Annotated in this window: 20 protein-coding genes; 18 read left to right on the top strand and 2 right to left on the bottom strand. The window is 53.7% G+C overall.

The window, feature by feature from the left end:
* Positions 1-35: 35 nt before the first annotated feature.
* The gene (locus MK110_12035) at positions 36-716 is read right to left on the bottom strand and encodes a hypothetical protein (protein MCH2212025.1); all 681 of its coding nucleotides are present in this window, start codon (positions 714-716) and stop codon (positions 36-38) included.
* 171 nt (positions 717-887) lie between these two features.
* Complete coding sequence (locus MK110_12040; protein MCH2212026.1) at positions 888-1,514, bottom strand: nucleoside monophosphate kinase; 627 nt, start codon at positions 1,512-1,514, stop codon at positions 888-890.
* Between the two features lie 336 nt (positions 1,515-1,850).
* On the opposite strand from MK110_12040, the gene MK110_12045 reads away from it, so the two are divergent.
* From MK110_12045 to MK110_12130, 18 genes are all read left to right on the top strand, one after another.
* Positions 1,851-2,594 carry a hypothetical protein gene (locus MK110_12045; protein MCH2212027.1) on the top strand — a complete coding sequence of 248 codons (744 nt, stop codon included), beginning with the start codon at positions 1,851-1,853 and terminating at the stop codon, positions 2,592-2,594.
* Between the two features lie 276 nt (positions 2,595-2,870).
* Positions 2,871-3,095 carry a small basic protein gene (locus MK110_12050; protein MCH2212028.1) on the top strand — a complete coding sequence of 75 codons (225 nt, stop codon included), beginning with the start codon at positions 2,871-2,873 and terminating at the stop codon, positions 3,093-3,095.
* 397 nt (positions 3,096-3,492) lie between these two features.
* A complete protein-coding gene (locus MK110_12055) occupies positions 3,493-5,190 on the top strand; it encodes a GH3 auxin-responsive promoter family protein (GenBank protein MCH2212029.1) in 1,698 nt (565 codons plus the stop codon).
* Positions 5,190-5,690 carry a DUF420 domain-containing protein gene (locus MK110_12060; GenBank protein ID MCH2212030.1) on the top strand — a complete coding sequence of 167 codons (501 nt, stop codon included), beginning with the start codon at positions 5,190-5,192 and terminating at the stop codon, positions 5,688-5,690. Before MK110_12055 ends, MK110_12060 begins: the two co-directional genes overlap by 1 nt.
* Before the next feature lie 630 nt (positions 5,691-6,320).
* Positions 6,321-7,394 (top strand): Rieske 2Fe-2S domain-containing protein, encoded by a 1,074-nt coding sequence (locus MK110_12065; protein MCH2212031.1) that lies wholly within the window; start codon positions 6,321-6,323, stop codon positions 7,392-7,394.
* Between the two features lie 82 nt (positions 7,395-7,476).
* Positions 7,477-8,250 carry a cytochrome b N-terminal domain-containing protein gene (locus MK110_12070; GenBank protein ID MCH2212032.1) on the top strand — a complete coding sequence of 258 codons (774 nt, stop codon included), beginning with the start codon at positions 7,477-7,479 and terminating at the stop codon, positions 8,248-8,250.
* A gap of 67 nt (positions 8,251-8,317) precedes the next feature.
* A complete protein-coding gene (locus MK110_12075; GenBank protein ID MCH2212033.1) occupies positions 8,318-9,679 on the top strand; it encodes a hypothetical protein in 1,362 nt (453 codons plus the stop codon).
* Positions 9,680-9,874: 195 nt separating this feature from the next.
* Positions 9,875-13,750 carry a hypothetical protein gene (locus MK110_12080; protein ID MCH2212034.1) on the top strand — a complete coding sequence of 1,292 codons (3,876 nt, stop codon included), beginning with the start codon at positions 9,875-9,877 and terminating at the stop codon, positions 13,748-13,750.
* A gap of 26 nt (positions 13,751-13,776) precedes the next feature.
* Positions 13,777-14,658: a hypothetical protein gene (locus tag MK110_12085; GenBank protein ID MCH2212035.1), complete on the top strand. Its 882-nt coding sequence runs from the start codon at positions 13,777-13,779 to the stop codon at positions 14,656-14,658.
* Between the two features lie 50 nt (positions 14,659-14,708).
* Positions 14,709-16,118 (top strand): c-type cytochrome, encoded by a 1,410-nt coding sequence (locus MK110_12090; GenBank protein ID MCH2212036.1) that lies wholly within the window; start codon positions 14,709-14,711, stop codon positions 16,116-16,118.
* A 137-nt stretch (positions 16,119-16,255) separates the two neighbouring features.
* Positions 16,256-17,086, top strand: coding sequence for a cytochrome c oxidase subunit II (locus tag MK110_12095; GenBank protein MCH2212037.1), 831 nt, complete (start codon positions 16,256-16,258; stop codon positions 17,084-17,086).
* A 185-nt stretch (positions 17,087-17,271) separates the two neighbouring features.
* The gene (locus MK110_12100; protein MCH2212038.1) at positions 17,272-19,134 is read left to right on the top strand and encodes a cbb3-type cytochrome c oxidase subunit I; all 1,863 of its coding nucleotides are present in this window, start codon (positions 17,272-17,274) and stop codon (positions 19,132-19,134) included.
* A gap of 123 nt (positions 19,135-19,257) precedes the next feature.
* Positions 19,258-20,220 (top strand): COX15/CtaA family protein, encoded by a 963-nt coding sequence (locus MK110_12105; GenBank protein MCH2212039.1) that lies wholly within the window; start codon positions 19,258-19,260, stop codon positions 20,218-20,220.
* The gene (gene cyoE, locus MK110_12110) at positions 20,217-21,155 is read left to right on the top strand and encodes a heme o synthase (GenBank protein ID MCH2212040.1); all 939 of its coding nucleotides are present in this window, start codon (positions 20,217-20,219) and stop codon (positions 21,153-21,155) included. Before MK110_12105 ends, cyoE begins: the two co-directional genes overlap by 4 nt.
* Before the next feature lie 38 nt (positions 21,156-21,193).
* Positions 21,194-22,264 (top strand): cytochrome c oxidase subunit 3, encoded by a 1,071-nt coding sequence (locus MK110_12115; GenBank protein MCH2212041.1) that lies wholly within the window; start codon positions 21,194-21,196, stop codon positions 22,262-22,264.
* A 71-nt stretch (positions 22,265-22,335) separates the two neighbouring features.
* Positions 22,336-22,818, top strand: a complete 483-nt coding sequence (locus tag MK110_12120) for a cytochrome C oxidase subunit IV family protein (GenBank protein ID MCH2212042.1) — start codon at positions 22,336-22,338, stop codon at positions 22,816-22,818.
* Positions 22,819-22,913: 95 nt separating this feature from the next.
* On the top strand, positions 22,914-23,852 hold the full coding sequence (locus MK110_12125) for an ABC transporter ATP-binding protein (GenBank protein MCH2212043.1): 939 nt from the start codon (positions 22,914-22,916) through the stop codon (positions 23,850-23,852).
* A 109-nt stretch (positions 23,853-23,961) separates the two neighbouring features.
* Positions 23,962-24,786, top strand: a complete 825-nt coding sequence (locus MK110_12130) for a phosphoribosylformylglycinamidine synthase subunit PurQ (protein MCH2212044.1) — start codon at positions 23,962-23,964, stop codon at positions 24,784-24,786.
* Positions 24,787-25,068: the final 282 nt, after the last annotated feature.

Below are 25,068 nucleotides of genomic sequence, written 5' to 3' on the forward strand. Positions count from 1 at the left end.
TCCAGGTCAGGACATCTCACAGCGATTGTCAGATTTCACAGCGACTTGCCTACGAGTTCGCCGCGGTATCGATTCGCTGTATGAGTTTTTCGTAAAGCTGCAGACACTCTTCCGTCTGTCGGCGCAATTCCGAGATGTCGGCCTGTTGAGTCTGACTGGCGCGGTGCATCGATTCCTGCCATGCGATTCATAAGACAAAACTGCTGCTTCAGCACAGCCACCACCGTCTTAGGAATTCTGTTGATGACTGTAATTTGACGCGAATCACCGTCATCCGCTGTCTGCGTCACAGACGTCGCTCCCTCGTTGACCACGGATTCATTCGGTTCCGCTGGTCTCAGCAGAGTCGACAAAGTCGGGGATTCCACCAACTGAGAAACACCGGCAGCAATCAACGGACCGATCGATTCCAGTCCCTCTCTTAGCCCCTGGAGATCCTCAAAAACGACATCGAAGACGGCTGGACGATTCTTGAAGTTCAGAGACTTCTGCTGTTTGTCCATCTGCCTGCCGCTGGTTTGCTGCTGACAGACCCTCCATAAGCGTTTTCTGCATCTCAGAAAGTGCGTCACCAAGGTTGCCCAGTGGTCAATCACCTGACCGGTTTTGTCATCACTGCTAAGTCCTCTAAGTTCTCGCAGCTCCATGTTTTGACGGAACGTGCGTTTGATGTCATCCCGGCGTTCATTCTGCGTGTCCGTCGACAGGCCATTCAATTTACGGAATGTCAGAGATTTCCCTCGGTATCAGTCGTCAGCGTCTGTGCGTCGTTTTCATAACTGGTGACGATCAGCCTTGTGAGTTCCTCAAACACGGGGGGGACAGCGGTATCCAGCAAAAGAACACAAAACGACATCAGACGGGTTTATATGAGGATTTGCGCAAAGTTAATCACTCTTGTTGGCTGCAAACAATTCGTTCTGCACAGGAATCACCGAGGCCAGGATCGAATAAACGACTTCCGCCGGAGAGCCGTTGGCGTCGACACGATGCACGATCGATGAATCAAACTTTTCCAGCACCGGAGCAGTGATGTCGTCATACACGCTGAATCGCCGGCGGATGACATCTTCATTCGCATCGTCCGCCCGATTCTCTCGAATCGCTCGGCGACGGATGCGATGCACCATGTCTTCCTGATCACTGCACTCCAGATAGATGATGCCCTGGATATTCAGATATTCGCGAACAATTCCAACCTGCTCCACATTCCTTGGCATACCGTCCAGAACAAGCAGATCTTCCCGCGGCTTGTATCGTGACAGAGCAATGTAGGCGTCGACGGCGGTCTTCCAAATCCGAAAAGTGAGTTCATCGGGGACCAGTTCGCCGCGCGAAATATAGTCGTAGACTTCCTTGCCGTTGTCGGACCCGATATCGATCGCTCGAAACACGTCTCCGACCGACAAATGAAAGAAACCCGGGATATTGGCCAGAATTCCACCCTGAGTACCTTTGCCGACACCTGGAGGACCAAACAGAAGAATACTTCTGTACCGCTGTTTATGGACCATCGAACTGTTCCTGTCCTGATGTTTCGAAGACTATTTCGTGCGCGGGAGTATGACGACTTCAAATCCAGGTCACCAGACTGAGAAGGCAGGAATATCACAGGACTTCAGTTCAATCTCCAGGGCCCACCAACATAACGTGACCTTGATCGTTTGCTGCAACTCACAAAACCCGCCAGCTCAGCCCCGGCTGAGCCCATAGACCAACAGCTGAATTACCCTACAATTTTGTGTTTCCCTGTTAACAGAGTCCTGATCAGCACCACTTCACGCCGGTCCAGTGGTCCTGTGTGAACATATTTTGCTGCCGTCACCGCCCGCCACCTGAATTGTGTCCCGATGAATCATTACAGCAATCTGGCTCATGACTTTTACGTGAACATGAATCTCAATACCGAGTTACCGCTTCCCAACTCCCGAGAGACGGTACTTGACTTTTTTGGACGCGTCCAAAAATCCTTTCCCGTCATGCGAAACTTCTACACCCGTGAAAACGGGGACTTCGTCCTTGAAGAGGACAAAGATCAGCCGAGATACCGCTGGATTTCCATGGAAGCCCGACGGATCTGCAGCGGGTTTGTGAATCCTCCTGATTCAGACACCGCTGAAGAACAACACAAACTGATCCTGGATCTGGTGCCGTACATGCTGACGGTGAGCCCGCTGGACTGCGAGGCTCTGGACTATATGCTGGGATTCGATTTCGCGTACCGAGGTAATCATGACGCACTCGTCGCCAGGGCCCTCGGAACATGTTCGGCGTTTGACAGGCTTCTCGATGTTGAAGGAGCCACGGTCCTCAACTGCGAACCCTCACTCACCATCAGTATCGATGAATCCTGCCGGCTGCAGGCGCGTTTGTTCATCGAAACACGTACCAATGCATACCATGTCCGCCGGAATGATTTCCCGGAAGAACACATCAGCGTGTATTTCACCGTTCGACAGTACGGAAGCATGGAACACGATGCCTCTTTTGTGGACCGATTCAGTCAGTTAAGAGATCACTCTGAGGAGCTGATGGAGAAATTCGTCATTCAGCAGGTTTTGCAGCCACTGGGCCAGGCAATCGCAGCATCCTAAATTCCCTGTCCGTTACGGTGATCCTTGGCCATCAGTAAAAACACAAACAACCGCGGTTGAGAACAGCGTCTAATAGCGGTAACATTTTGCCCCCGGGTGCGTTCAGTTATGTTATTGTGGTACTGGACATCCCGACTGTTATGAACGTGACGACCTTCGAAACCACTGTCTGTCCCGAACTCCGGCTGATGAATTTCGTAGCCGGGTGACAATTTCGTAGCCGGGTGACAGAGACAACGTGGGTATTTTCAACTGAGTTAATCGGAGTTTTCAGCGGTGTCGATCGATAAATCACTGAAGAGCCCTGGCGGAATACAGCGGTCTCGCAACGTTCTGAAACGTGGTGAGCGAATCGACCAGCTCATTGAAGAAGGTCGCTGGCAGGAAGGACAGTCTGCTCTGGGTTTGCCCAAGGTTCTGGTACAACGAGCTGTTGCCGGCAAGAAGAAGAAGAAGAAACAGGAAGAAGACGAAGAGGAACAGGAAACAACAGAGACCTGACACAGCAGAACAGTGCCCAGGGAATTCGCCAACTGACTTTTCCATCGTTGGCTGGAACAAACCCGGAAGCATCGGCTTTATCGCCGAGTCGACTCAGCATTTGACTCCACACACAAACACCGTGAACTTCAGGCACGGTGTTTTTTACTTTGCTCAGACTCAACCGGTGTCCACTCGTCTGCCGCAGTGCGGTGATTCATTTCCGGCAATCGCAGTGTTCGGTAGCCGTTGATCCTTGAGTGTCAGTGATGCGTCCCTCTATCGTATTGCACACAGCGATTCCCTGCCGCGGTCAGGACCGAAAGCCGCCGTCTGGTGCTGAGGGCTCGCTCGGGGCCAGGTAGTACCAATTCTGCCTGATGCGAACACCTCCGCCAGCAATCCCTGACATTCCCGCATGCCTTCAATCCCACTGCGATATAAACTGCGAAGCAAAGTGGGAGCCCTCTTCCGCCGGAAACTAATGAGGGCCAGAGCACAGTTTTTGGAAACAGCCCGATATTCGTGTCGTGAATCACAGCAGCAGACGCTGCAGCGTCTGCTGAAATTAAATGCCGACAGTCAATTCTCCAAAGACTACCACCTTGACCCAGGCCTGACTGTTGAAGAATTCCGAACCAGAATACCGGTTTCGGACTACTCACTGGTTAAACCCTACATCGAACGCATGAAGACCGGGGAACACAGCGCTCTGCTTGGGGCAGATAACCGACTGCTGATGTACGCAGTCACCAGTGGCACAACAGCGCAATCAAAACTGATCCCTGTCACCAGTCATTTCGTTGACGATTATCGTCGCAGCTGGCAAACCTGGGGAGCCGGTTGCCATCTGGATCACACGACTCTGCAGATGCTGTTCATGGTTCAGGTGGCCAGCAGTCATCAACGCTACACAACTCAGGACGGCACACCTTGCGGAAATATCAGCGGACTGGTCGCCGCAATGCAGAATTTCATGGTTCGTGCGTTGTACACGGTGCCACTTGCCGTCGCTCATCTGGAAGATCCTCTGGCCAAACGCCATGCCGTCGTGCGGTTTGCGATTGAAGATCCATGGGTCGGAATGCTGGTCACTGCAAATCCAAGTACGCTGTTGCAGATGGTCGAGTACGCTGAAGACAACGCGGAGTCATTAATTCGAGACATTTATGACGGAACGGCAAGCCGGGTGACGCAACCCGGCGACCACAGTTTGCTGAAAACTTATCTGAAACCAAACCGCCGTCGTGCCCAGGCTCTGGAAGATATCGTAGAAGAACACGGCACACTCAAACTGTCAGCGTGCTGGCCCCATCTCGCCTGTCTGGGGGTCTGGTCAGGGGGAAGCGCAGCCTCCTACATCCCCCAGTTGCGACAAACCTTCGGCAACATCGCGATTCGTGATCACGGACTGCATGCCAGCGAAGGACGTATGACCCTGCCGATCGCCGACAATACCTCATCCGGACTGCTGGAAATAGCCACGCATTTCTTTGAGTTTATCCCTGTTGAAGAATCTGATTCGACTGATCCTGTAATCATGGAAGCACATGAACTTCAGGAAGGCCAAGAGTATCTGATACTGCTGACGACATCCTCCGGACTCTATCGGTACAATATTCGTGACGTAGTTCGCTGCACAGGTTTCTACGGGTCGACACCTTTGCTGGAATTTCGACATAAGGGAGCCCACATCAGCAGCATCACCGGTGAGAAACTGGCCGAATCACAGGTCGTCGAGGCCGTTGGCCGAACCTGTGAACAACATGAGCTTGATCTGCATCACTTCACCCTGACGCCACGCTGGGGGACCCCTCCCGGTTACACCCTGTTCATTTGTCCTGTGAAGAAACTCCACGAGGATGCCGTCAGGAGTCTGGCCAAAACAACAGAAACACTGCTGACTGAATCCAACTGCGAATACCAGGAGAAACGGGAAACCGGACGGCTGGATCCGATTGAAGTTCGGGTACTTCCCCTGGAATCGTGGAATCGCTTTACCGAATATCGTCTGGCAGTAGCCGGCGGCAGCCCGGAACAGTACAAGCATCCCTGCCTGATGCCCGACCCTCAGTTCCAACAAACATTCCTGCGGCAGTGTGGAATTCACAGCTGATGTTCAAAGACGGATTTCTTGGCTACGGCACCTCGTTCATGCTGGACTTCGTTGTCTGCGCGCTGGTCGTGATCGTACCGATTCTGATAACCAGCATCTGCCTGGTAAAGTTTGGACAGCGTTATAATCAACATCGTCGGCTGCAGACTCTGCTGTGCGTCGTGCTGTTTCTGGCGGTCGGAGCATTCGAAATCGATCTCCAGATCGTTCATGGCGGCTGGGAAAACGTGGTGAAGAAGTCATACAGCGATGATGCCGTCTTTGCACAGCGGGTCAGCAACGCACAGCCGTGGCTGTGGCTGCACCTGGTATTTGCGGTAACCACTCCGCTACTCTGGCTCATTACAATATGCATGGCCTCCCGACAATTCTCAAAACCGCCCCGGCCTGGAACTCACAGCAGAACACATCGGCGTCTCGGCTGGCTTTCCACTATCGATGTAACCCTTACCGCGGTCACGGGGCTGATCTTCTATTACGTAGCTTTCATTGCCGTTTAGCACCTGCCAGGTGAGCCGGTCAAAACCACCCCTGACCACCGTCCAGGGAAACCACACAGTCATGTCCGGACGGTGTGTGTCATCCGCCAGCGGTTCTGCCCCAACGGCAACGATGTTTGAATCCAGGCTCTGTTTCACAAAACTCACGCCGAGTCTTGCTGGAATCCAAGCGGCAGCCGCCGATCGTCGCTCTTCAGTCACATGAGCTGAAAGTGAACCGAACTTGAACTGAAAGTACGGCACCGTCCTCAAGTTTTATCCAACTGACAAATCCCTGCTCCCCAGATACCAGTGATGACACAGTTGCAGCCAAAACTCGCAACAATGACCTTCCCGGGGGTGGGAAGTCGTTTTTTTGCTGCTTCCTGCCTCTGAGAAAAGAAATGGCCATTTTTCTTCGGAGCTTGTCAGTCTCACAGGTGGCATGCAGAATTCCTGACGGCTCTTGTACTGAGTGATTTCGGTAAAGTGTCAACGTTCAGTGGAACGATTACACCGTTGGCTGTCCGTCGATGAAAATTCGCGGCGCAGGGTGCGTGTGTTGCTAAACAATATTCGCACTCCACCAATTCGTCGGGTCGGCACTGCTCAACTGTTCAGGTACTACTTCACGACCATGTGGCAGCTCAGATGAGCGAAAAGCTTTCCACCGCAGAAATTCTGGCAGCGATTCGCGCCGGTTCGGCGTCCGCCGATGAATCTGCACCGGCGGAACCCTCTGCTGCCCCGCCTGAGTCTCCCCAGGACTCTCCAGCGGCAACTGAGTCCCCCGCTGATGTACCATCAGACACGTCCGGTGTTCTGGCTTCCATCCGTGCGGGTGGAAGCCCGCCCTCAGACAACAAACCAACGTCAACCGCTGAAATCCTCGCAGCAGCGCGTGCAAATACCGCAGGCTCCGCCAAGCAGTTAGACGCCCCCGAATCAAAAGGGACCAGTGCCATCCTGGCTGCGGTCCGCGGAGGCGGTGCTCCGGCGCCGGCAGCAAAAAAGAAAACAACAGAAGCAGCAGCGCCGGCTATTGATCCGGCAGTCGTGAGTGGACTGTCTGTAGCCGAAATGATTCAGGCTGCTCGAGCCGGCCAGTCGCCTCAGGAGGCTGAGTCCCGGCCGGTTACGCTTCCGAAAAAGCCACTCAGATCAAAAACGTCGGTCAAGCCGGTTACCAAAAAAGCGGAAACCATTCAGCGGCGCAGCTTCTTCCAGGAGTTTTTGACCTGGGTTACGGCACCAATTGTCATGGCCTGGACGTCTTTTTGCATCACAGCGGGGATTGCCAGCCTTGCCACGGCGCGTTTTATGATGCCCAACGTGTTGGTGGAACCACCCACAAAATTTAAGATCGGACCTCCGTCCGATTATTCGCCTGGAACGGTTTCGACGAAATGGAAGGCTCAGTTCGGAGTCTGGATTGTTAATGCAGAAGTGGACGGTGCGCAGATGGTTTACGCATTGTCGACGGTCTGCACACATCTGGGCTGCACACCGAACTGGCTTGAAGGGGAACAGAAATTCAAGTGTCCCTGCCACGGTTCCGGGTTTCGGAAGACGGGGGTCAACTTTGAAGGTCCAGCTCCCCGACCGCTGGAACGGATGGGAATTCGTCTCGCTCCGGACGGAATGCTTGAAGTTGACAAGAGCGTCAAATTTCAGCAGGAACTCGGTCAGTGGGAAAATGGGGCTTCTTACGTTCCGGTTGTCTGATAATTCAGCAACGACACCGTGTACGACGGTTCGACCGTTTGTACACCCGTCACACTGAATTCCGATCAAAGGAAACTCGGCAGTGTCCGTAGGCGATTACATTCGTAATTCACAAATTTGGCGCAGCGTGTTTCGCCACCCGGCTCCGACAGATCGTCGAAACCGCGTGGTTGTGATGCTGACCAATTTCTTTCTGCATCTGCATCCGGTTTCGATCAATCAGCAGGGAATTGCGCTGTCCTACACGTGGTGTATGGGAGGGATCACATTCTTCCTGTTTATCGTGGAAACGATCACCGGTGTTCTGCTGATGTTTTACTATCGTCCGACCCTTGAATGGGCGTTTGCCGATATCCAGGCCCTGCGCGATGTCCAAACACTGGGCATCATGCGGGAAATACATCGATGGGCAGCTCACGCAATGGTCATCACGGTTTGGCTGCACATGTATCGGGTGTTCCTGACGGGCAGCTATAAACCGCCGCGTGAATTTAACTGGGTGATTGGAGTCCTGTTGCTGGTACTCACACTGCTGCTTTCATTCACCGGATATTTACTACCATGGGACCAGCTCGCCGTGTGGGCGATCACAGTCGGGTCCAATATGGCTCGCGCCCACCCTGTACTGGGAAGTGAGGGACCAGGCTATCAACTGCTTAACCTTGGCGGTTATGACCTGATCACCCCCGGCAGTGATGCCAAGTTCATTCTGCTTGGAGGCCGCTTCGTTGGAGAAGCGACCCTCAACCGTTTCTATATCCTGCACTGTGTCGCCATACCGCTGGTTGTTGCCGGCCTCATCGCGATTCACTTTTGGCGTGTGCGAAAGGACGGCGGTATCAGTCAGCCGCTGTAACGGTTGTAGTCCGGCCGGTTTTGATATTTTTGTACCTGTTTGAATTCTTTTCTGTTCGGTTATCCAGATGCTGGATCCACATCCTAATGTTACTTCCGCAGTCCTGATCGGGCTCGGCTGGTACTATCTCATCATGTGCCTCATGAATCTGCTGTGGACGGTCCGCAGTTATAAGGTGGATGGTGATCTGCCAAAGTCGATTCCATGGATCGGAGGTTTGCCGGTCTCTGCAATCTGGGCCGTGGTGACGTCGATACTGATGATGGTCTCAGCCGCTCACTTCAGCGGCACGGGTAGTCCGGAAACGTTCCTGATTCGCCTGCCCGACTGGTTCAAGGACAACTTCGACTGGTTGTTCGCCGACCCGGTGGTATTTTTCACTCTCAGTATCGCCGGGTTCCTCGCCATGATCGTGCTGCGAGGATGGTGGATTAAGGATACCGTTGCGTGGTGTCTGCTGAACGCATCACTGCTGTTCATGGGACTCAGCATGACCGACTGGGACTTTCGTCAGATTGTCGGCAAACCCGACAATGTACCGATCGTCGGCATGCTGTTCATTCTGGGATTCCTGACCTGGATCTATTTCCGTCGCGCCGTTGAAAACGACCAGCGTATCGAGGAAGGACGCCCCCTGTTCGAACAGGAAGACAATGAGAAGGTTCTTGTGTGGCCCGACCTGGTCTATACCGAACTGATCTGCATGGTGCTGCTGACGACACTGCTGATTTTTTGGGGTATCGCATTGCAGGCTCCACTCGAGGAGCCCGCCTCATCGGTGAAGACACCGAACCCGTCAAAGGCCCCCTGGTATTTCCTCGGCCTGCAGGAGATGCTCGTCTATTTCGACCCCTGGCTCGCGGGGGTTGTGCTGCCGCTGATAATTCTGGGAGGCCTGATGGCCATCCCTTACATTGATTTTAACAAGACGGGTAATGGTTATTACTGTTTCAAGAAACGCGCGTTTGCTGTGAGTACGTTCATGTTCGGATTCCTCCCGCTGTGGGTGGCAATGATCGTTCTGGGAACGTTCCTGCGAGGTCCCAACTGGAACTTTTTTGGCATCTATGAATTCTGGGACGTGCATAAAGTCAAAGCCGCTAACAATGTGAACCTGTCCCAGATCTTCTGGGAATTCCCGGTAGCACGCGGTCTTTTTGGAGGCATTCCAAAAGGCGGTGATATCGTGACTATTTTGATTCGCGAACTTCCAGGCATCGTCCTTGTTGGTGCTTATTTTGCTGTTTTACCGCCCATACTCGGAATGACGATACTCCGAAAATATTTTGTGCAAATGGGAGTCGTACGCTTCCTCGTGTTCTCCAATTTGATTCTGTGGATGGCAGTCCTGCCGATCAAAATGGTGCTTCGGTGGACAATGTCCCTGAAGTACATCGTCGGCATCCCGGAATGGTTCTTTAATATTTGATATCTGTTTTACGAGATCGTTAAACGGAAAGCTGCAGGATGGCGATCCGCGAAAACAACTACTGAATCTGAATTACTCTATTCGACACCCTGTACCACCCTGGTGCTCTGTCGATGGTGAGTGTTTCTTACACACAGAGTCGGAACCTGATTCGAAATGCCGGCAACTGAACATTTTTTTCGAAATCAAAACCGAATGCACACCGTATTTGCGGTGAGCAGCATTCTGATGCTTGTGTCCACCTTCTTGATGATGGTTCAGGACCAGACAGACGAATGGCGTGTTTATCAGCGTAAAGGGTTTAGTCTCTCTGCGGCGACCAAAGAAAGGGACATTAAGGCCCTGCACACCACCGACTACGATGCTGAGCACGATCGCCTTTTGGCTGAACGTCTCAAAACAGAAAATGCACTCAAAGATTATGCCGACCTCGCTGCCGACTTTGCCTCACAAAGAGATGTCGCCCAGCGCCGGGTGGAACAGTTCAGTGAAACTTTGAAGTCTTTCGGAGCTGTCCGTGACGAAGAACGCGCAGACAACAATCTGGCGGTTCGTGACGAACTCCCGACGGATGCCACCATGGCCGCATTCAACGTTGCTCAGAACGAAGTTGACGAGCAGCAACTGAAGGTGGAAGAAGCCGTTCGTGAGCTGGAACAGATTGGCAGCCCGCAACTGGCGACAGATCCTGAGGAACGGAAACGTCGGCAAGATCTGATTGAACTTCAACTGGAGCTGAAAAATGTCAATGGTCAAATCGATCAGCTGATGGCAGATGAAAGGCTGCTGAACGCCGCTAAGGAAAAAGAACAACCGACAAAGTGGTACGTAGCCCTCAAACGCTGGTCGATGGAACTGCCTATCATTGACGGTTTCAATTCACACCTGAAACCTCACCAGGACTGGCTGCCGGACCTGATGCAGCCACTGGGAATGACGTCGATTGCTCGCTTCGATCGCTGTCGCACCTGTCACATGAATGTAGACAAAACGCTGCCAGGAAATCGACTGGCGTTCCCGCACGGCAAAGCGAAGTCCGAGGAAATTGCCGACTGGGTTGCAGCAAACGAGTTTCCTCATCCCTATGCCACACATCCGCGGCCAGAGCTGTACGTGACGGCTGCGAGTCCCCATCCAGTCGGTGAATTCGGCTGCACGATCTGTCACGACGGACAGGGATCCGGCACCAGTTTTGGCAATGGGGAGCACACACCCAATGATCCGCATCAGCAACATGAGTGGGAGCAGGAATATGGTTATCACGCAAATCATTTCTGGGAGTATCCCATGCTTCCGGAACGCCTGCGTGAAGCCACCTGCATTAAGTGTCATCACGACGTAGTGGAATTGGGACAGCATCCGGAATTCGGGACAACGGCTCCTAAAGTGGTTCGTGGATTTAATCTGATTCGTAAATACGGCTGCTTTGGCTGCCATGAAATCCACGGGTACGATAGTGGTATGGCCATTGGACCGGATATGCGACTTGAGCCACAAACCGAAGAGGAAGTACTGGCGGTTGCCACGGATCCCAACAAACACGCGGGAATGTTCCGCAAGGTAGGTCCCAGTCTCCGACACATCGCCGCCAAAACCGGTGGACCATTCATAGCCCACTGGACGAAAAACCCTTCGGCGTTCCGTCCGTCGACAAAAATGCCACGGTTCTTTGGAAACAGTAATCAGCAGAGTGAGCAGGCCAGAGACTACGAAGCCGTGGAACTCGCCGGACTGGCTTCACTGCTCACGGGGATTTCTGAAGACGTTCAGCTGTTGCAACCGGCTGACACCTATCAGCCGGACATTCAGCGCGGGAAAATGTTCTTCACTGAAAAGGGATGCCTGGCCTGTCACACTCATAGCGCTGTCGCAGGCAGTTCAGAAGACTTCGGTCCGAACATCAGTGATATTCACCGTAAAGTGAAAAGAAACGCGGACGATCCCGGGTTCAGTGACTGGCTGTACACGTGGATTCGCGATCCAACACTGCACCATAGTCGTACAAAAATGGGGGTGGTGTTCTATGATTATTACGATGGAAAAGAGTCTCCAGGTGATATTGATCCGGCTGCAGATGTAACCGCCTTCCTTCTCAGCCAGGGACCACCGGAAACATTTCAGAATCCTGATTATTCTGATCAGGCTCTTAACAGTCTGATTGAACTGTTCCTGCGCAAGTCACGCTTCAGCAAGAACGCTGTCGATCAAATTCTTGAGAGTCAACAGTTCCCTCAGAAGAAATCGATCGTGAAAGGCGATGAAATCGCTCTGGCGACAGTGGACGGTTCCGCAATTACGGACGATGCCGAATGGCACCGCATGAAGCTTGAGTACGTCGGTCGCAAGACGGTGTCTCGTTACGGATGTTACGGTTGCCACGATATTCCAGGCTTCGAAACTTCGCGTCCGATAGGAGCCGCACTGCACGACTGGGGCCGCAAGGACACCAGCAAACTGGGGCTCGAACATATCGAAGAATTTTTACACCATCACGGAGAGCCGGAAGGAGCAGCGTTTAAGTCAACCGCCAGGCGGGTTGAACACGCGGTAACCGCCGCCGCCGGCGGTGGGGTTGCGACGAAATCATTTACCAGTCCCGAAGAAGAAACACGCGAATTGTCTGCGGCATTTTTCTATGACAGTCTGATTCATCACGGCCGGCCCGGTTTCATCTGGCAAAAGCTTCGGGATCCTCGCAGCTATGATTTCGAAACCACGGAAACCAAGGGATACGACGAACTGCTCAGGATGCCAAAATTTCCTTTGCAGGAAGATGAAATCGAGGCCATCGCAACGTTTGTATTAGGTCTCGTCGCCGAGCCACCGGCCTCGAAATATATCTACCAGCCGGACGTGCCGGACAAAACCCGCATTGAGGGCGAGTTCCTGCTGACAAAATATAACTGCACCGGTTGCCACATGGTTGAAATGCCGGAAGTAACGTATGGAGCCATTCCCGAGGACATCCTGCCAACCGAACTGACACCTGCTGATCACCCCGCGGCTCTCGATCTGTTGCTGGAACTCAGACAACCAAGACAGGCATTTACTGGCGAAACCGGAACATTCACCATCGATGGTGAAGAAATCACCCTGCCGCTGGCCACGATCAACGGCCTGCGAATGGTACTGCCGGATCCGGAGGAGGAAGATCCGGAATTCCGGGAAACCGGTTTCGATAACTTTGACGTTGTTGATTTCGGCCAAGGCGAGGACGCAGTGCGTCTGCTGCCGTCGGCTCGTGTCATCGTTCCGGAAACAAGGCTGGTTGACTACAAAGAAGGCCGTGGTGGTCGTTTTGCCGAATGGCTGGTCAACCATCTGGTTGACACCAGGACCGACGGTAACCGCCAACTGGCATGGCAGGCCAGCCCGCCACCTTTGTACCAGGAAGGAATCAAAGTCCAGACACCGTGGCTGTACGACTTCCTGCTGGAACCGGAAACGATTCGGTACACCACTGTGCTGCGAATGCCCCGATTCAACATGAGCCCCGATGAAGCACGGGTGCTGGCCGGTTACTTTGCGGCAAAAGACGGGGCCGATTTTCCATATCACGAACAACAGGCAACAAGCCAGGCTTACCTCACATCTCAGCAGCAGGCACTTACGGAATCAGGAGCATTAGATCCTGGCCAGCACTATCTTGAAGAAGGCTGGAAGTCTTTGAACGGTCCGTTGTGTATCAAATGTCATTCGCTCGGTACCCGCAAATTCAAGGTCAGCGATCCCGGCAAGGATGTGCAGGGCCCCAATCTGAATCGCGTGCAGCATCGACTGCGTTCTGACTGGGTCAGGCTCTGGCTTTACAATCCCAAGTGGATCACCCCTTATACGTCCATGCCCCTGAACTTCCCGCATAACAACGGAGCTCAGTTCCCGGATCTTTACCATGGAAACGCCGGTACGCAGGTACAGGGAACGGTTGACGCTTTGCTCAACTATTCGCACATGATGGAAGAAGTCGGACCTGTCACCTATGCGCCTCCGAAGAAGGAAGCCGCCAACGCAGGTGTCCGGAAGGACGGGAACAACGCAATATCGGAACCACTTCGAGTATCATCCAAATAACTTCAGGTTCGGTTCGAGAGAATTCGATGAAATCATTTCCAGCATTCACCCTGATCGTATTCGGGACACTCTTTTTGAGTGGCTGCAGCGACAACGGTATCGGTGGAGGAGCCTCCCAGGCGACTTCTATCGTGGTGCTGCCGCCTGATTTGTTCGGCGCCGCCGAAGAAGACAGCGGTAATGACTTAAGCGAAAGCCCCGGTACCACGACATCGGCGGGAGACGGGACGGGCAACCTCTCAGGTCAGGTTGTGATGACGGGAGATGTTCCCGCCGTCGGACTGATCCATGCTCAGGGAGCAGCCGTCAAAGATGCGGTGGCCTGTTCCGCTGAAGACATGCCTAACGAGAAGCTGGTTCTGGGTGGAGGGAATGGAGTTGCAAATACATTTGTCTATATAAAAAAGGCTCCCAAAGGGACACCCAGACCGACTCCGGTCGAAGAAGCTGTCATCTTCGATCAAAAGAACTGTCGTTTTTTACCACACTGTCTTGTAGTTCCCACCGGCCAGCTGGTGAAGGTCCTCAGTGACGACACAGTCAGCCATAATACCCACAGCTATCCGTCTCGAAATGCTGCAGTCAATCAGACAGTGGATCCCGGTGACCGTGTCGGCAAACTGGAGTTTGTGTACAAGTCGGCAGAGAAAGAGCCGGTAAGGGTTGTTTGCGATTTTCACACATGGATGAGTGCCTGGCACCTCCCGGTGGAACATCCCTATGCGGCACTGACAGATGCTGACGGGAATTTTGAAATCAATGACCTGCCGTCCGGCGATCATGTGTTCCAGGTCTGGCACGAAGCGGCCAAGGGAAAATTCGTTAATCGAAAACTGAAAGTGCAGATCCGACCGGGTGAGACAACCAGTGTAAAAATTGATTACCCGTCGTCTCAGCTGGAACTTTAGGTACATCGTCTGCACATGCAGATCAGTCTATAACATTTGAGAATTTGACCATGTTGACGTTGATCAACAGAATGTTCTTCACACTGACCACGGCGGCAGTTCTAACGGCCGCCGGTTGCTCAGACGGGGGGAATTCAACCTTCGTTTACGGACCGGGAACACGGTCCCTGATGCGGGAAGCCCAGGAGGGTTTCGGCGGTGACCTTCCAGGTGTCAAACAGCACCTCGACGTACGGTTTGGCAATCCGCAGCAGGTACGTTTCTGGTCAAAGCTGCCGCTCAACGCGGGTGGTCTGTTTGGTTCCGTAGCAGCCCCTCCCGAGTCAGGTGCGATCAAACAACTCCAACTACGGTTTGACGAACCTCCGGAAGCATTCGATGACAGTGCGCATCTGCTGCAGTTCGTAACCGGAGCAGCAGCAACATCACAAGACCTGCCCGAAGTCGTAACCGTAGTCAGCTGGGATCCGAAAACCGGCACGGCGTTGCTGGATGACAAAATGGCAACCGCGCCGGCAGAAGGTGATCGGGTCATTCTGGACGGCGGAACCGTTCTAAGAAGCGGCCGGGCGCTTTACCAGCGTCATTGTTCTCACTGTCACGGTACCAGCGGCGACGGCGCAGGACCGACAGCCGAGTATCTCACCCCCAGGCCTCGCGACTATCGTAACGGCGTGTTCAAATTCACATCCACTCAGGGTCCGGAGAAGGCGTCTCGGGATGACCTGGAACGGATCCTTCGCAACGGAATTCCAGGCACCTATATGCCGTCGTTCGTTCCTATGCTGAGCGAAGTCGAGCTGGATCACGTGGTGGAATATATTCGTTTTCTGGCAATGCGTGGTGAATTCGAACGACGTCTTGTCAGTGAACTGTCCAGTGATTACTCCAGGGATGCGGTCAGCAGCCGTACAGATGGTGGCGAAACCCGGAAGGAGATTGTGGACAGTCTGAAAGACGTTCTGGGTGAGGAGATCAATGATGCACTGGAATTCGTGGGTGACAGTGTTGCAGACGCCTGGGAAGCAGCAGAATCAGAAGATGTGGCTGTGATCCCCTCAATTCCCCGGGTTCCCGACACTATCGAATCCCGGCGTATCGGACGGGAGCTTTTTCTGAGCAAAGAAGTTGCCTGTGCGGACTGCCACGGAATCAGTGGCCAGGGAAATGGGCCTCAATCAACCGTCTTCGAAAAGAACCCGGTGACCGAAGAATTGTATAACGAACCGGGACTGCATGATATCTGGGACAATCTGAATCAGCCCCGGAATCTGACCTACGGAATCTATCGCGGAGGCCGGCGGCCGATTGACCTGTTTCGACGCGTGCATGCCGGCATCAAAGGAACCCGTATGCCGTCATTCAAGAATCTGGAGCAGGAGAAGATCTGGCATCTGGTGAATTACGTATTGAGTGTGCCCTTTGAAGTCGACCCAGGTCGAGCGGCACCAGCTGAGTAAGAGTAATAACTGAATGAGTAGAAACCGATGATCGTCCCTATTCCCCGATGCATTTCAGATTCGCGATTACTCCTACCGGAGATGCAGCGCCCGTGGTCGTCTGTGACCCGGCGTTTCAACAATTGTACTCACGTTAAATGGCGACCTCTGGAGTCATCATTGTGAAGAAATTCTGGGCAATATTTTTCTTTTTCTGGCCGGTGGTCGCCATCGTTTTCTGCTGGGTTGCGCCCAGTCGCAACTGGTGGTTTCCCAGTGATCCGATGACTCCACTGGGTGAAGAAATCGACGGTCTGTTTTATCTGATTCTGGGTATTGTCGCGATCACTTTTGTGTTGACTCAGTTTGCTCTTGGCTGGGTGCTGTGGAAGTCGGCCACACAGTCCGAAGACAAACCTGCGGAATTCAGTCATGGCAATCACAGTCTGGAATTGATCTGGACGATCGTTCCGGCATTTATCCTCGTTTTCATCGCGCTGTACCAAATGGACGTGTGGATGAAATTCCGCGTGGAGGCAAAGTTTCCTGATGAAGCCAAAGCGTCGCCGCTTGTTGAGGTAACTGCCCGTCAGTTTGAATGGCGAATGCGTTATCCTGCTCCCGGTAAACAGCTACAAAACACGCCACAACCGGACGACCTGTACACTGTCAACGAAATGCATGTACCGGCGGGACGCCCCGTCCGTTTTCTACTCCGCAGTCAGGATGTGCAGCATGCGTTTTTTGCACCTGAACTGCGAGTAAAACAGGACGCAGTCCCCGGTCTGATCATCCCGATGTGGTTCGATATTCCACTTCCCAATGAGTATGAATTGCTGTGTGCGGAACTGTGTGGCTGGGGCCATTACAAAATGCGGGCCATGATCTACGCCGAACCGGAACACGTTTACAACGAATATATTGAGACACTGCATCAGGAACAGAATTTCGACGGCGTTGTTCCTGACGTGGAAGAAAGCGACGAATGAACAAATCGGCATTGATGGTAGGTTTTGACCGTCGCATGCCGTAGAGCGAACCAGAGGACAAGCGGTTCGCCACAGACAATATGAGGCTTCAAGTGAGTGGAGCCAGACGTAAGGCGAGGTCGTCCGGCAGGAGTGTCCGGCCCTCCAGATCCAGATCCTGATTCCTCATCGAAAAGGCAATGTCGATGGCCACGGCCAGTCCGACAATCGGAGTTCATGACGATCATGCACATGATCATCACGAATTGAGTTTCGTCCAAAAATATGTGTTCTCAACTGATCACAAGATGATCGGTCTGCAGTTCCTGTTTACCACGTTATTTATGCTGCTGGTGGGCGGTGCGCTGGCACTTGCTGTGCGCTGGCAGCTGGCCTTTCCGTGGACAAAAATGCCGATCATCGGCGACCTGTTCGGTTTGCTCAGTGGTGCCGGCACGTCAATCTTCGCGGGTCAGGGTGGTCAGATCTCGCCCGAGTTCTACACCATGCTGTTTACGATGCATGCCACCGTGATGATTTTCCTGGTGATCATTCCGGTTCTCGCCGGGGCATTCGGAAATTTCCTGATCCCGCTGCAGATCGGTGCGGACGACATGGCATTTCCCACACTGAACATGTTGAGTTACTGGTTCATGCTGCCGGCGATTGCCTGCTTCGGTTTCAGCTTCTTTGCCGGCGGAGTCACCGCAGGACCTGCAGCTGGCTGGACGTCTTACCCGCTTCTGTCGGGACTCGCACAGGCGGCCCCCGGGTCCGGCGCTGCTCAAAATTACTGGCTGCTGGGACTCACATGCATCGGCGTGTCATCAATGATGGGATCCATCAACTACATGACCACGATTATCAATATGCGGGCCCCGGGCATGACCCTGTTTCGCATGCCGTTGACGATCTGGTCGATGTTCATCACCGCCATTCTTCAGGCATTTGCGCTGCCTGTCCTGACGGCAGCCGGATTTATGCTGCTGGCTGACCGGGTCATGGGAACTGTATTCTTCATTCCCTCAGGTGTGATCATCAACAACGCCGAACCAACTGTGGGAGGCGGCCAGACACTGCTGTGGCAGCATCTGTTTTGGTTCTATTCTCACCCGGCGGTGTACATCATGCTGTTGCCGGCCATGGGAATGGTTTCTGACATGTTGTCATGCATGTCGCGCAAACCAATTTTTGGCTACAAGCCGATGGTCTACTCCATGGCAGCCATCGCCGGACTGGGCTTCATTGTCTGGGGACATCATATGTTTACCAGCGGCATGAATCCGGCTTTAGGCATGAGTTTTATGACATCCACAATGATGATTGCACTCCCGTCCGCAATCAAGACGTTCAACTGGATCGGTACGATGTGGGGCGGAAGAGTTCAGTTCAACACCGTGCTGCTGAACTGCGCCGGGTTTGTCGGCATGTTCATCGTTGGAGGCCTGAGCGGTCTGTTTATGGCTGCCGTTCCCGTGGATATCTATTTCCACGACACGTATTTTATCGTGGCCCATTTTCACTATGTCCTGTTTGGATCAACGTTGTTCGGGGTGTTTGGCGCCATTCATTTTTGGTTCCCGAAAATGTTCGGTCGTCTGATGAACGAAACAGTTGGCAAGTGGCACTTCGCCCTGACGTTCATCGGGTTCAATGGCACGTTCTTTCCCATGCACCTGCTGGGAATTGCCGGAATGCCGCGTCGGTATGCTGACCCGTATCTGCACCCGTGGATGGAGCATCTCAAATCAATGAATCAGTTCATGACCTGGTGCGCAATTCTGATGGGGCTTGCCCAGTTACTGTTGATTGGAAATTTCCTGATCAGCATCTTCAAGGGAAAAAAATGCGGTCGCAATCCGTGGGGTGCCAACGGTCTCGAATGGTCTGCTCCGTCTCCTCCTGGTCACGGTAACTTCGACGTTCCTCCGGTGTGCTACCGCGGACCATATGAATACTCGTCTCCCGAGGCCGACATGCTGGATCAGGACTTCATCCTGCAGACCGAGCCACCTCCGCAATCCGATTCGGTATCTGTCGGCGAAGGAGAAGAGTCCGCACACACCTAGCAATGGAACGGATTTCTGCGAATTTCGTTCCGGCAATCGATCAGCCCCTTACCCGCATCCTGTCCTAAAGCGTTCGATTTCGGACAAATCGAGCAACAACCTGAGTCACCTGAAACAAAACTCGTGTTTGCTTCCTCCAGTAAAATTGATCCCGTCGTACACCGATTTGCAATCGCGACCTGTGTTGTTGCACTGCTGCCCATCGGAATGGGGACACTTGTGACTACACTCCGGGCGGGTATGGCGTTCGCCGACTGGCCAACATCGGATGGCCACAACATGTTGCTTTACCCGTGGCTGGACGATTTGAGACACGCTGACCGGTTTACAGAACACGGACATCGCCTGGCAGGGCTGATCATTGGAATGACCAGCATTTCACTGGTGTTCGTCACGTTTCTTCGTGAGCGTCAGTGGTGGGTTCGCAACTACGCAGTTGGAATTCTGATTGCCGTCATTGCCCAGGGGCTGCTTGGCGGTGCTCGAGTTCTGATGGATGCCAATCTACTGGCCATGCTGCACAGCATCACAGGGGCGCTGTTTTTTGCGATGTGTGTTGTCTTTGCTCTAATGACCGGAAAACGAGAGACCGCGTCTGCAGACGAGCCAGACGTGTCTCCACTGTCCACTGTCGCGACAACGGCCGTGTTGATCCTGCCGATTCTGGTGTTGGTGCAGTATTGGCTGGGGGGAATGTTTCGACACATGGGGCGTATGATGTTTGAGCATCTGGCGGGAGCTGCCCTCGTTGCCTGTGCGGGGTTTGTCTGCGCACTTATGCTTCTGCGAAGCGACTCAAAACACCTTCGAAGATCCGGTCGTATGATACTTGGAACTTTGTTCATTCAGCTTTGCCTGGGAGCCGGCGCCTGGCTCTCGAAACTCGGTGTGCCGTCACTGGGCTGGGTGGCATCAACCGGATCCCCAACAGCAATCGTGTTTCGATCTCTGCATACGATTGGCGGCATGCTGATACTTACAGCGACGGTTCTGGCGTCGGTCGAGGTGGCGCGTCACATTCGACAGCGTCAGGTTTCGTTGCCGTTTGTCGCGGACCGGATCAGGCCAAAGGGGGGACTCGCATGAGTATCGCGACTCCCGCACAGACTCCCGTTGTTCGTGCTGACCGTGTGGGTGCACAGTCTCTGGTGGATCGAACGTCCGACTACGTTGAAATGTGTCGACCTCGAATTGCCGTGATGACAATGGCTGCGGTCTCGGCCGGTTTCATTCTGGCATCACCTATTATCATTCACTGGGGACTGCTGGCCGTGACGCTGGCGGGAATTCTGCTGCTGGTTGCTGCTTCCAGTATTCTGAATCAGGTTTTGGAAGTTCGCACAGACGCCCGCATGCAGCGGACAACCGGCCGTCCGTTGATCTCAGGCCGCATTTCCAGACTGGAGGCCTCCCTTGCGGGGCTGCTGTTCGCGTTAAGCGGTATTGGAATTCTGTGGTCCTTCACGAATCCGGTGACAACAGTTGCAGGCGCTGGAACATTGCTGTGTTACGTTTTGGCCTATACGCCTCTCAAAATTCGCAGCAGTCTTTGTACGACGGTTGGCGCATTGCCAGGCGCGATGCCACCGGTCATTGGCTGGCTGGCCGCCGGTGGAGCAGCAGGAAGTGGCGCCTGGTCGTTGTTTGCGCTGTTGTTTACCTGGCAGTTTCCGCACTTCCTGGCCATCGGCTGGATTTACCGTCACGAGTACGAACAGGCCGGACTCAGGATGCTGCCATCGTTTTCTGATGGTGGACGACGTACCGGGATCGTGGCCACGATTTATGCGGCCGCATTTGTTCCGGTCAGTCTGCTGCCAAGTTATGCAGGACTGACAGGTCGCCTTTATTTTGCGGTTGCTCTGGCGTTATCCGGTCTGTATTTCGCCGCCACGCTGCGGTTTGCCCTGAATCGAACGACGCGTCGAGGACGGGATCTGTTGTTGGTATCACTACTGATCCTGCCAGCCTTGTTGCTGGTGATGGTTTGTGAATTCCTGTATCTGACTGCCCTGGGCTGACGGCTCCGAATTTATCCTGTATCAGATTATCCACTCTTATGTCTCATTCAGCTCCACCACCCGCGATGAAGATGGGAATCCCCATTCCGAACCCAAAGCTCGGAATGTGGCTGTTTCTCGGCACAGAAATCATGTTCTTCACCGCGTTTTTCGGCACGTATATCGTGTTTCGCCTGGGGTCAGAAATGTGGCCCACCCCGGCAGACACACATATCAACGTGTTTTGGGGCGGACTGAATACGTTCGTGCTGATTGTGTCCAGTTTTTGCGTGGTCATGGCGCACGCGGCCATGAGTGACAGACGTTATGAATCCGCAAACAAATGGCTTTGGATTACCATGCTGCTGGCAGTGGTGTTTCTCGGAATTAAAGGAATCGAATACACCGGAAAATTCGCCCATGACATTCTGCCTGGACGCGTTCCTGAAACACCTCGACAGGCAATTACCAAGGCTGACCGGGAACTCGAAGCCGTGGTTCGTGAGAGACTGGCAGTCTACACCGATTACGATGTGATCTCTGTTGCACGGCCCGACGATCTGGTGAGTCTGGTGCCTCAGTTACAGGCTTTTCAGGCGGGAGGCTCTCCGGCCGAAGACTTTGATGATGCGGAGGCCGCCAGTTACCGTGAATTAGCTGCCGTGGATCTTGAGCTGTACGCGAAATGGAAGAATCTGCATGAGCATGTGGTTGCCAACGTGTCGCTTGATGAAATCAATTCAGCTGAGATCAGCAATTATCGGGCGGCACGGGAGGAACTAAAAACAGGTGATACACTGCCGGAGTTAACTCTCTCTGAAGTGGATACTTATCTAAAAGACCTGAAAAACCCGGATAAGAACCCAGGATACAGTTCTGCCGTCAGCGCAGGCGTGTTCGATCCTCATCCGGTCCTGTACGGTAACCTGTTCGCTTCGCTGTATTTCCTGATGACAGGTTTCCACGCCATCCATGTGCTCGTGGGAATGATTCTGTTTGGCATGGCGTTATATCAGGGAACACGCCTGAATGAGAACTGGCTGGACTGGGTTGAGAACAGCGGTCTTTACTGGCACTTTGTCGACCTGGTGTGGATCTTCCTCTTTCCGCTGCTGTACATTGCCAGTTGATTCCCTGCACCCATGTTGTTTGCCTGTTTGACCGTTTCATTTGTGTACCAGGTTCTTCCGGATTCTGACTCATGTCACACGACGATCATGAAAGCCACCATGTCAACTACGTTCTTATCTTCGTAGTGCTGTGTGCCTTCACCGCTTTGTCCGTTGTTTTCGACATGGTGAGTTTCGAAAATCACGCGGTGACAATCTTGCTGGTCATGGCCGTTGCCGTGGCTAAGGCTTTGTGCGTGATGATGTTCTTCATGCACTTGAAATTTGAGGGCAACTGGAAATACATCCTGCTGGCTCCCACCACGATTCTGGCCATTGGTCTTCCTCTGGCACTGATGCCCGATGTGGGTGTGGTCTATTACGCTCATACCGCACCGCAACGCGGAGAATGGGCCGAGCAAATGAAGCAATATCGTGCCGAGCACGCTGCAGAGCACGGGGATGATCACGCTGCAGAGCACGGGGAGGATCACGCTGCGGGGCAGGGGGATGAGGCAGAAACGCACGATGAAACAGCAGAGGGCCACGCAGAGCATACAGAACCTGCGGAATAGCCTGATGCCGGGTCAATCTGATTACTCTAAGAATCCTTCGGGTAAAGATGTGTCACATTTATCACCGAAGCCCCTAAACCATACGCAGCGATTGCATGAGCGTGTCGGCGGTTGAAGTTTCATCAGTTTCGCACCGATATGGCGACACCGCTGCGCTAAGTGACATCTCTCTGAGGATAGCTGCGGGATCGCTGACCGGACTGCTGGGGCCAAACGGTTCCGGCAAGACCACGCTGTTCCGATTGCTGGCGACATTACTACCGGTCCAGTCCGGTCAGATCAGTGTTTTCGGACACAATGTCGACAACGAAGCCTCAAAAGTGCGGGAACAACTGGGAGTCACGTTTCAGTCCCCGGCTCTGGACGGACGACTGACGGTGGCAGAAAATCTTTGGTGCCACGGTCGGATGTATGGCATTTCCCGGAACAGGCTGAAAGATCGAATCAAATCCGGCCTGCAGCGTCTGGACCTGCACGAACGTCGGAACGATCGTGTCGAGCAGCTGTCCGGCGGCCTGCGGCGACGCGTGGAACTGGCTAAGGGACTGCTGCATTCGCCGCGTATTCTGTTACTGGATGAACCCAGTACAGGTCTGGATGTACTGGCCAGACGCCGTTTCTGGGATCTGCTGGATGATGTTCGCCGTACCGACAGCACGACAATTGTTGTTTCCACGCATTTGATGGACGAAGCGGACCGTTGTGACCAGCTGTTCCTGTTGAATGCAGGTCGAGTGGTCAAGTCAGGATCACCCGCCGACATGCAGTGCAGCATCGAGGGCGAGCGTCTCACGGTGCGCTGCCGTGATGCCGCCAACGCCGCGCCTGTCATTGAACGCCTGTTGGGTGCTGCACCGACTGTCCGCGGAGATCGCCTCAGTCTGCGGGTCATCGGGGCGAGTGAACATGTCCCCCGACTGATGAAAGAGCTGAGAGACAACATCATAGCGGTTGAGGTGGCCCAGACCTCGCTGGATGACGTCTTCGTTGAGTTGACCGGCCGTGGGCTTGCTGAGGAAACGTCGACAGATTGACAGCTGGTGAAAAATTCGGCAAGGATCGATGGTGCGGATGAAGGAATTCTGCTGACCTGCTACCGTTGATACTGTCCGGCGAAAGACATCGTAATTGAAAGTAGACGGAATGGCCTCTCCTCGAATTTGTATCCTGCGTGCACCCGGAACAAACTGTGATATCGAAACCGCGCACGCGTTCGAGTTGGCGGGCGCAAAGGCCGAACGCGTTCATTTGTTTCGCGTGCTGGAAACTCCGGAATTGCTGCGTGAATATCAGGGCCTGTGTATTCCGGGGGGGTTCAGCTATGGGGACGACCTTGGAGCGGGAGTGATCTTCAGTGGCCAGCTGCGTGGCCAGCTGAATGAGATGATGCAGGAATTCGTGCAGGCCGACACATTAGTCCTTGGGATCTGCAACGGATTTCAGGTCCTGCTCAAGTCCGGTCTGCTGCTGCAGTCACCGGCTGGAGCCGGGCAGGCTGATGAACCGTCCATGACGCTCACCTGGAACAGCAATGCACGCTACACCGACCGCTGGGTGCGATTGAAGGTCGCCTCTGAGTCCTGCGTCTTCCTGAAGGACATGGACGAGTTTGAATCACCCGTCGCTCACGCGGAAGGCCGACTGGCCGTCGGGGATCCGGGTGTGATCGATAAACTGCGTCAGCAGGATTCGATTGCCCTGTGTTACTGGTCGGACGCGGCCGATCAGCAGTCGAAGGAAACCGGCAGCGTTACAGATCTGGACGTCCTGCCGGAGCCGGAAAATCCCAACGGGTCCATCGCCAATATTGCCGCGCTGTCGAATGCCACAGGACGAATTCTGGGTCTGATGCCTCATCCGGAACGCTACCTGTTTGCGACTCAGCATCCACAATGGACCCGCAATGGATTTCGCGGCGAAGGCGATGGTCTGCAGCTGTTTCGCAATGCCGTGAACTATTTCAAATAAAGCGGGTGTCAACAGCCGGTGTCCGAACTCGCTGCACCGTCAGCGATTGACCTGCCAAAGGCTGAATCCGTGGAATCGCGTGGTTGATGCGACCCATCATTTACCCTCGTTCAAATCGTGCGATTTTCCAACGGAACTCCGGGTCAGTCATTCGTCATTGATCAGGCGGATCCACGCCCGTTTTGCCGGGGCAATAAATACGCTCTGCCAGCTGCAAAAAAAGAGTGGTTGAATGGCATATTTCAACGGCCAGCAGTACGGTTAACTGGTTGTTGTCAGACA

The sequence above is a fragment of the Fuerstiella sp. genome, from assembly GCA_022447225.1.
Lineage (GTDB): Bacteria > Planctomycetota > Planctomycetia > Planctomycetales > Planctomycetaceae > S139-18.

Bases quoted from the DNA above. Each gene is read 5' to 3' on its own strand.
- MK110_12055 (MCH2212029.1), top strand. From the start codon at position 3,493: ATGCCTTCAATCCCACTGCGATATAAACTGCGAAGCAAAGTGGGAGCC.
- MK110_12080 (MCH2212034.1), top strand. From the start codon at position 9,875: ATGCACACCGTATTTGCGGTGAGCAGCATTCTGATGCTTGTGTCCACC.
- MK110_12095 (MCH2212037.1), top strand. From the start codon at position 16,256: ATGGCGACCTCTGGAGTCATCATTGTGAAGAAATTCTGGGCAATATTT.
- MK110_12045 (MCH2212027.1), top strand. From the start codon at position 1,851: ATGAATCATTACAGCAATCTGGCTCATGACTTTTACGTGAACATGAAT.
- MK110_12085 (MCH2212035.1), top strand. From the start codon at position 13,777: ATGAAATCATTTCCAGCATTCACCCTGATCGTATTCGGGACACTCTTT.
- MK110_12130 (MCH2212044.1), top strand. From the start codon at position 23,962: ATGGCCTCTCCTCGAATTTGTATCCTGCGTGCACCCGGAACAAACTGT.
- MK110_12060 (MCH2212030.1), top strand. From the start codon at position 5,190: ATGTTCAAAGACGGATTTCTTGGCTACGGCACCTCGTTCATGCTGGAC.
- MK110_12115 (MCH2212041.1), top strand. From the start codon at position 21,194: ATGTCTCATTCAGCTCCACCACCCGCGATGAAGATGGGAATCCCCATT.
- cyoE (MCH2212040.1), top strand. From the start codon at position 20,217: ATGAGTATCGCGACTCCCGCACAGACTCCCGTTGTTCGTGCTGACCGT.
- MK110_12120 (MCH2212042.1), top strand. From the start codon at position 22,336: ATGTCACACGACGATCATGAAAGCCACCATGTCAACTACGTTCTTATC.
- MK110_12040 (MCH2212026.1), bottom strand. From the start codon at position 1,514: ATGGTCCATAAACAGCGGTACAGAAGTATTCTTCTGTTTGGTCCTCCA.
- MK110_12065 (MCH2212031.1), top strand. From the start codon at position 6,321: ATGAGCGAAAAGCTTTCCACCGCAGAAATTCTGGCAGCGATTCGCGCC.
- MK110_12090 (MCH2212036.1), top strand. From the start codon at position 14,709: ATGTTGACGTTGATCAACAGAATGTTCTTCACACTGACCACGGCGGCA.
- MK110_12125 (MCH2212043.1), top strand. From the start codon at position 22,914: ATGAGCGTGTCGGCGGTTGAAGTTTCATCAGTTTCGCACCGATATGGC.
- MK110_12075 (MCH2212033.1), top strand. From the start codon at position 8,318: ATGCTGGATCCACATCCTAATGTTACTTCCGCAGTCCTGATCGGGCTC.
- MK110_12100 (MCH2212038.1), top strand. From the start codon at position 17,272: ATGGCCACGGCCAGTCCGACAATCGGAGTTCATGACGATCATGCACAT.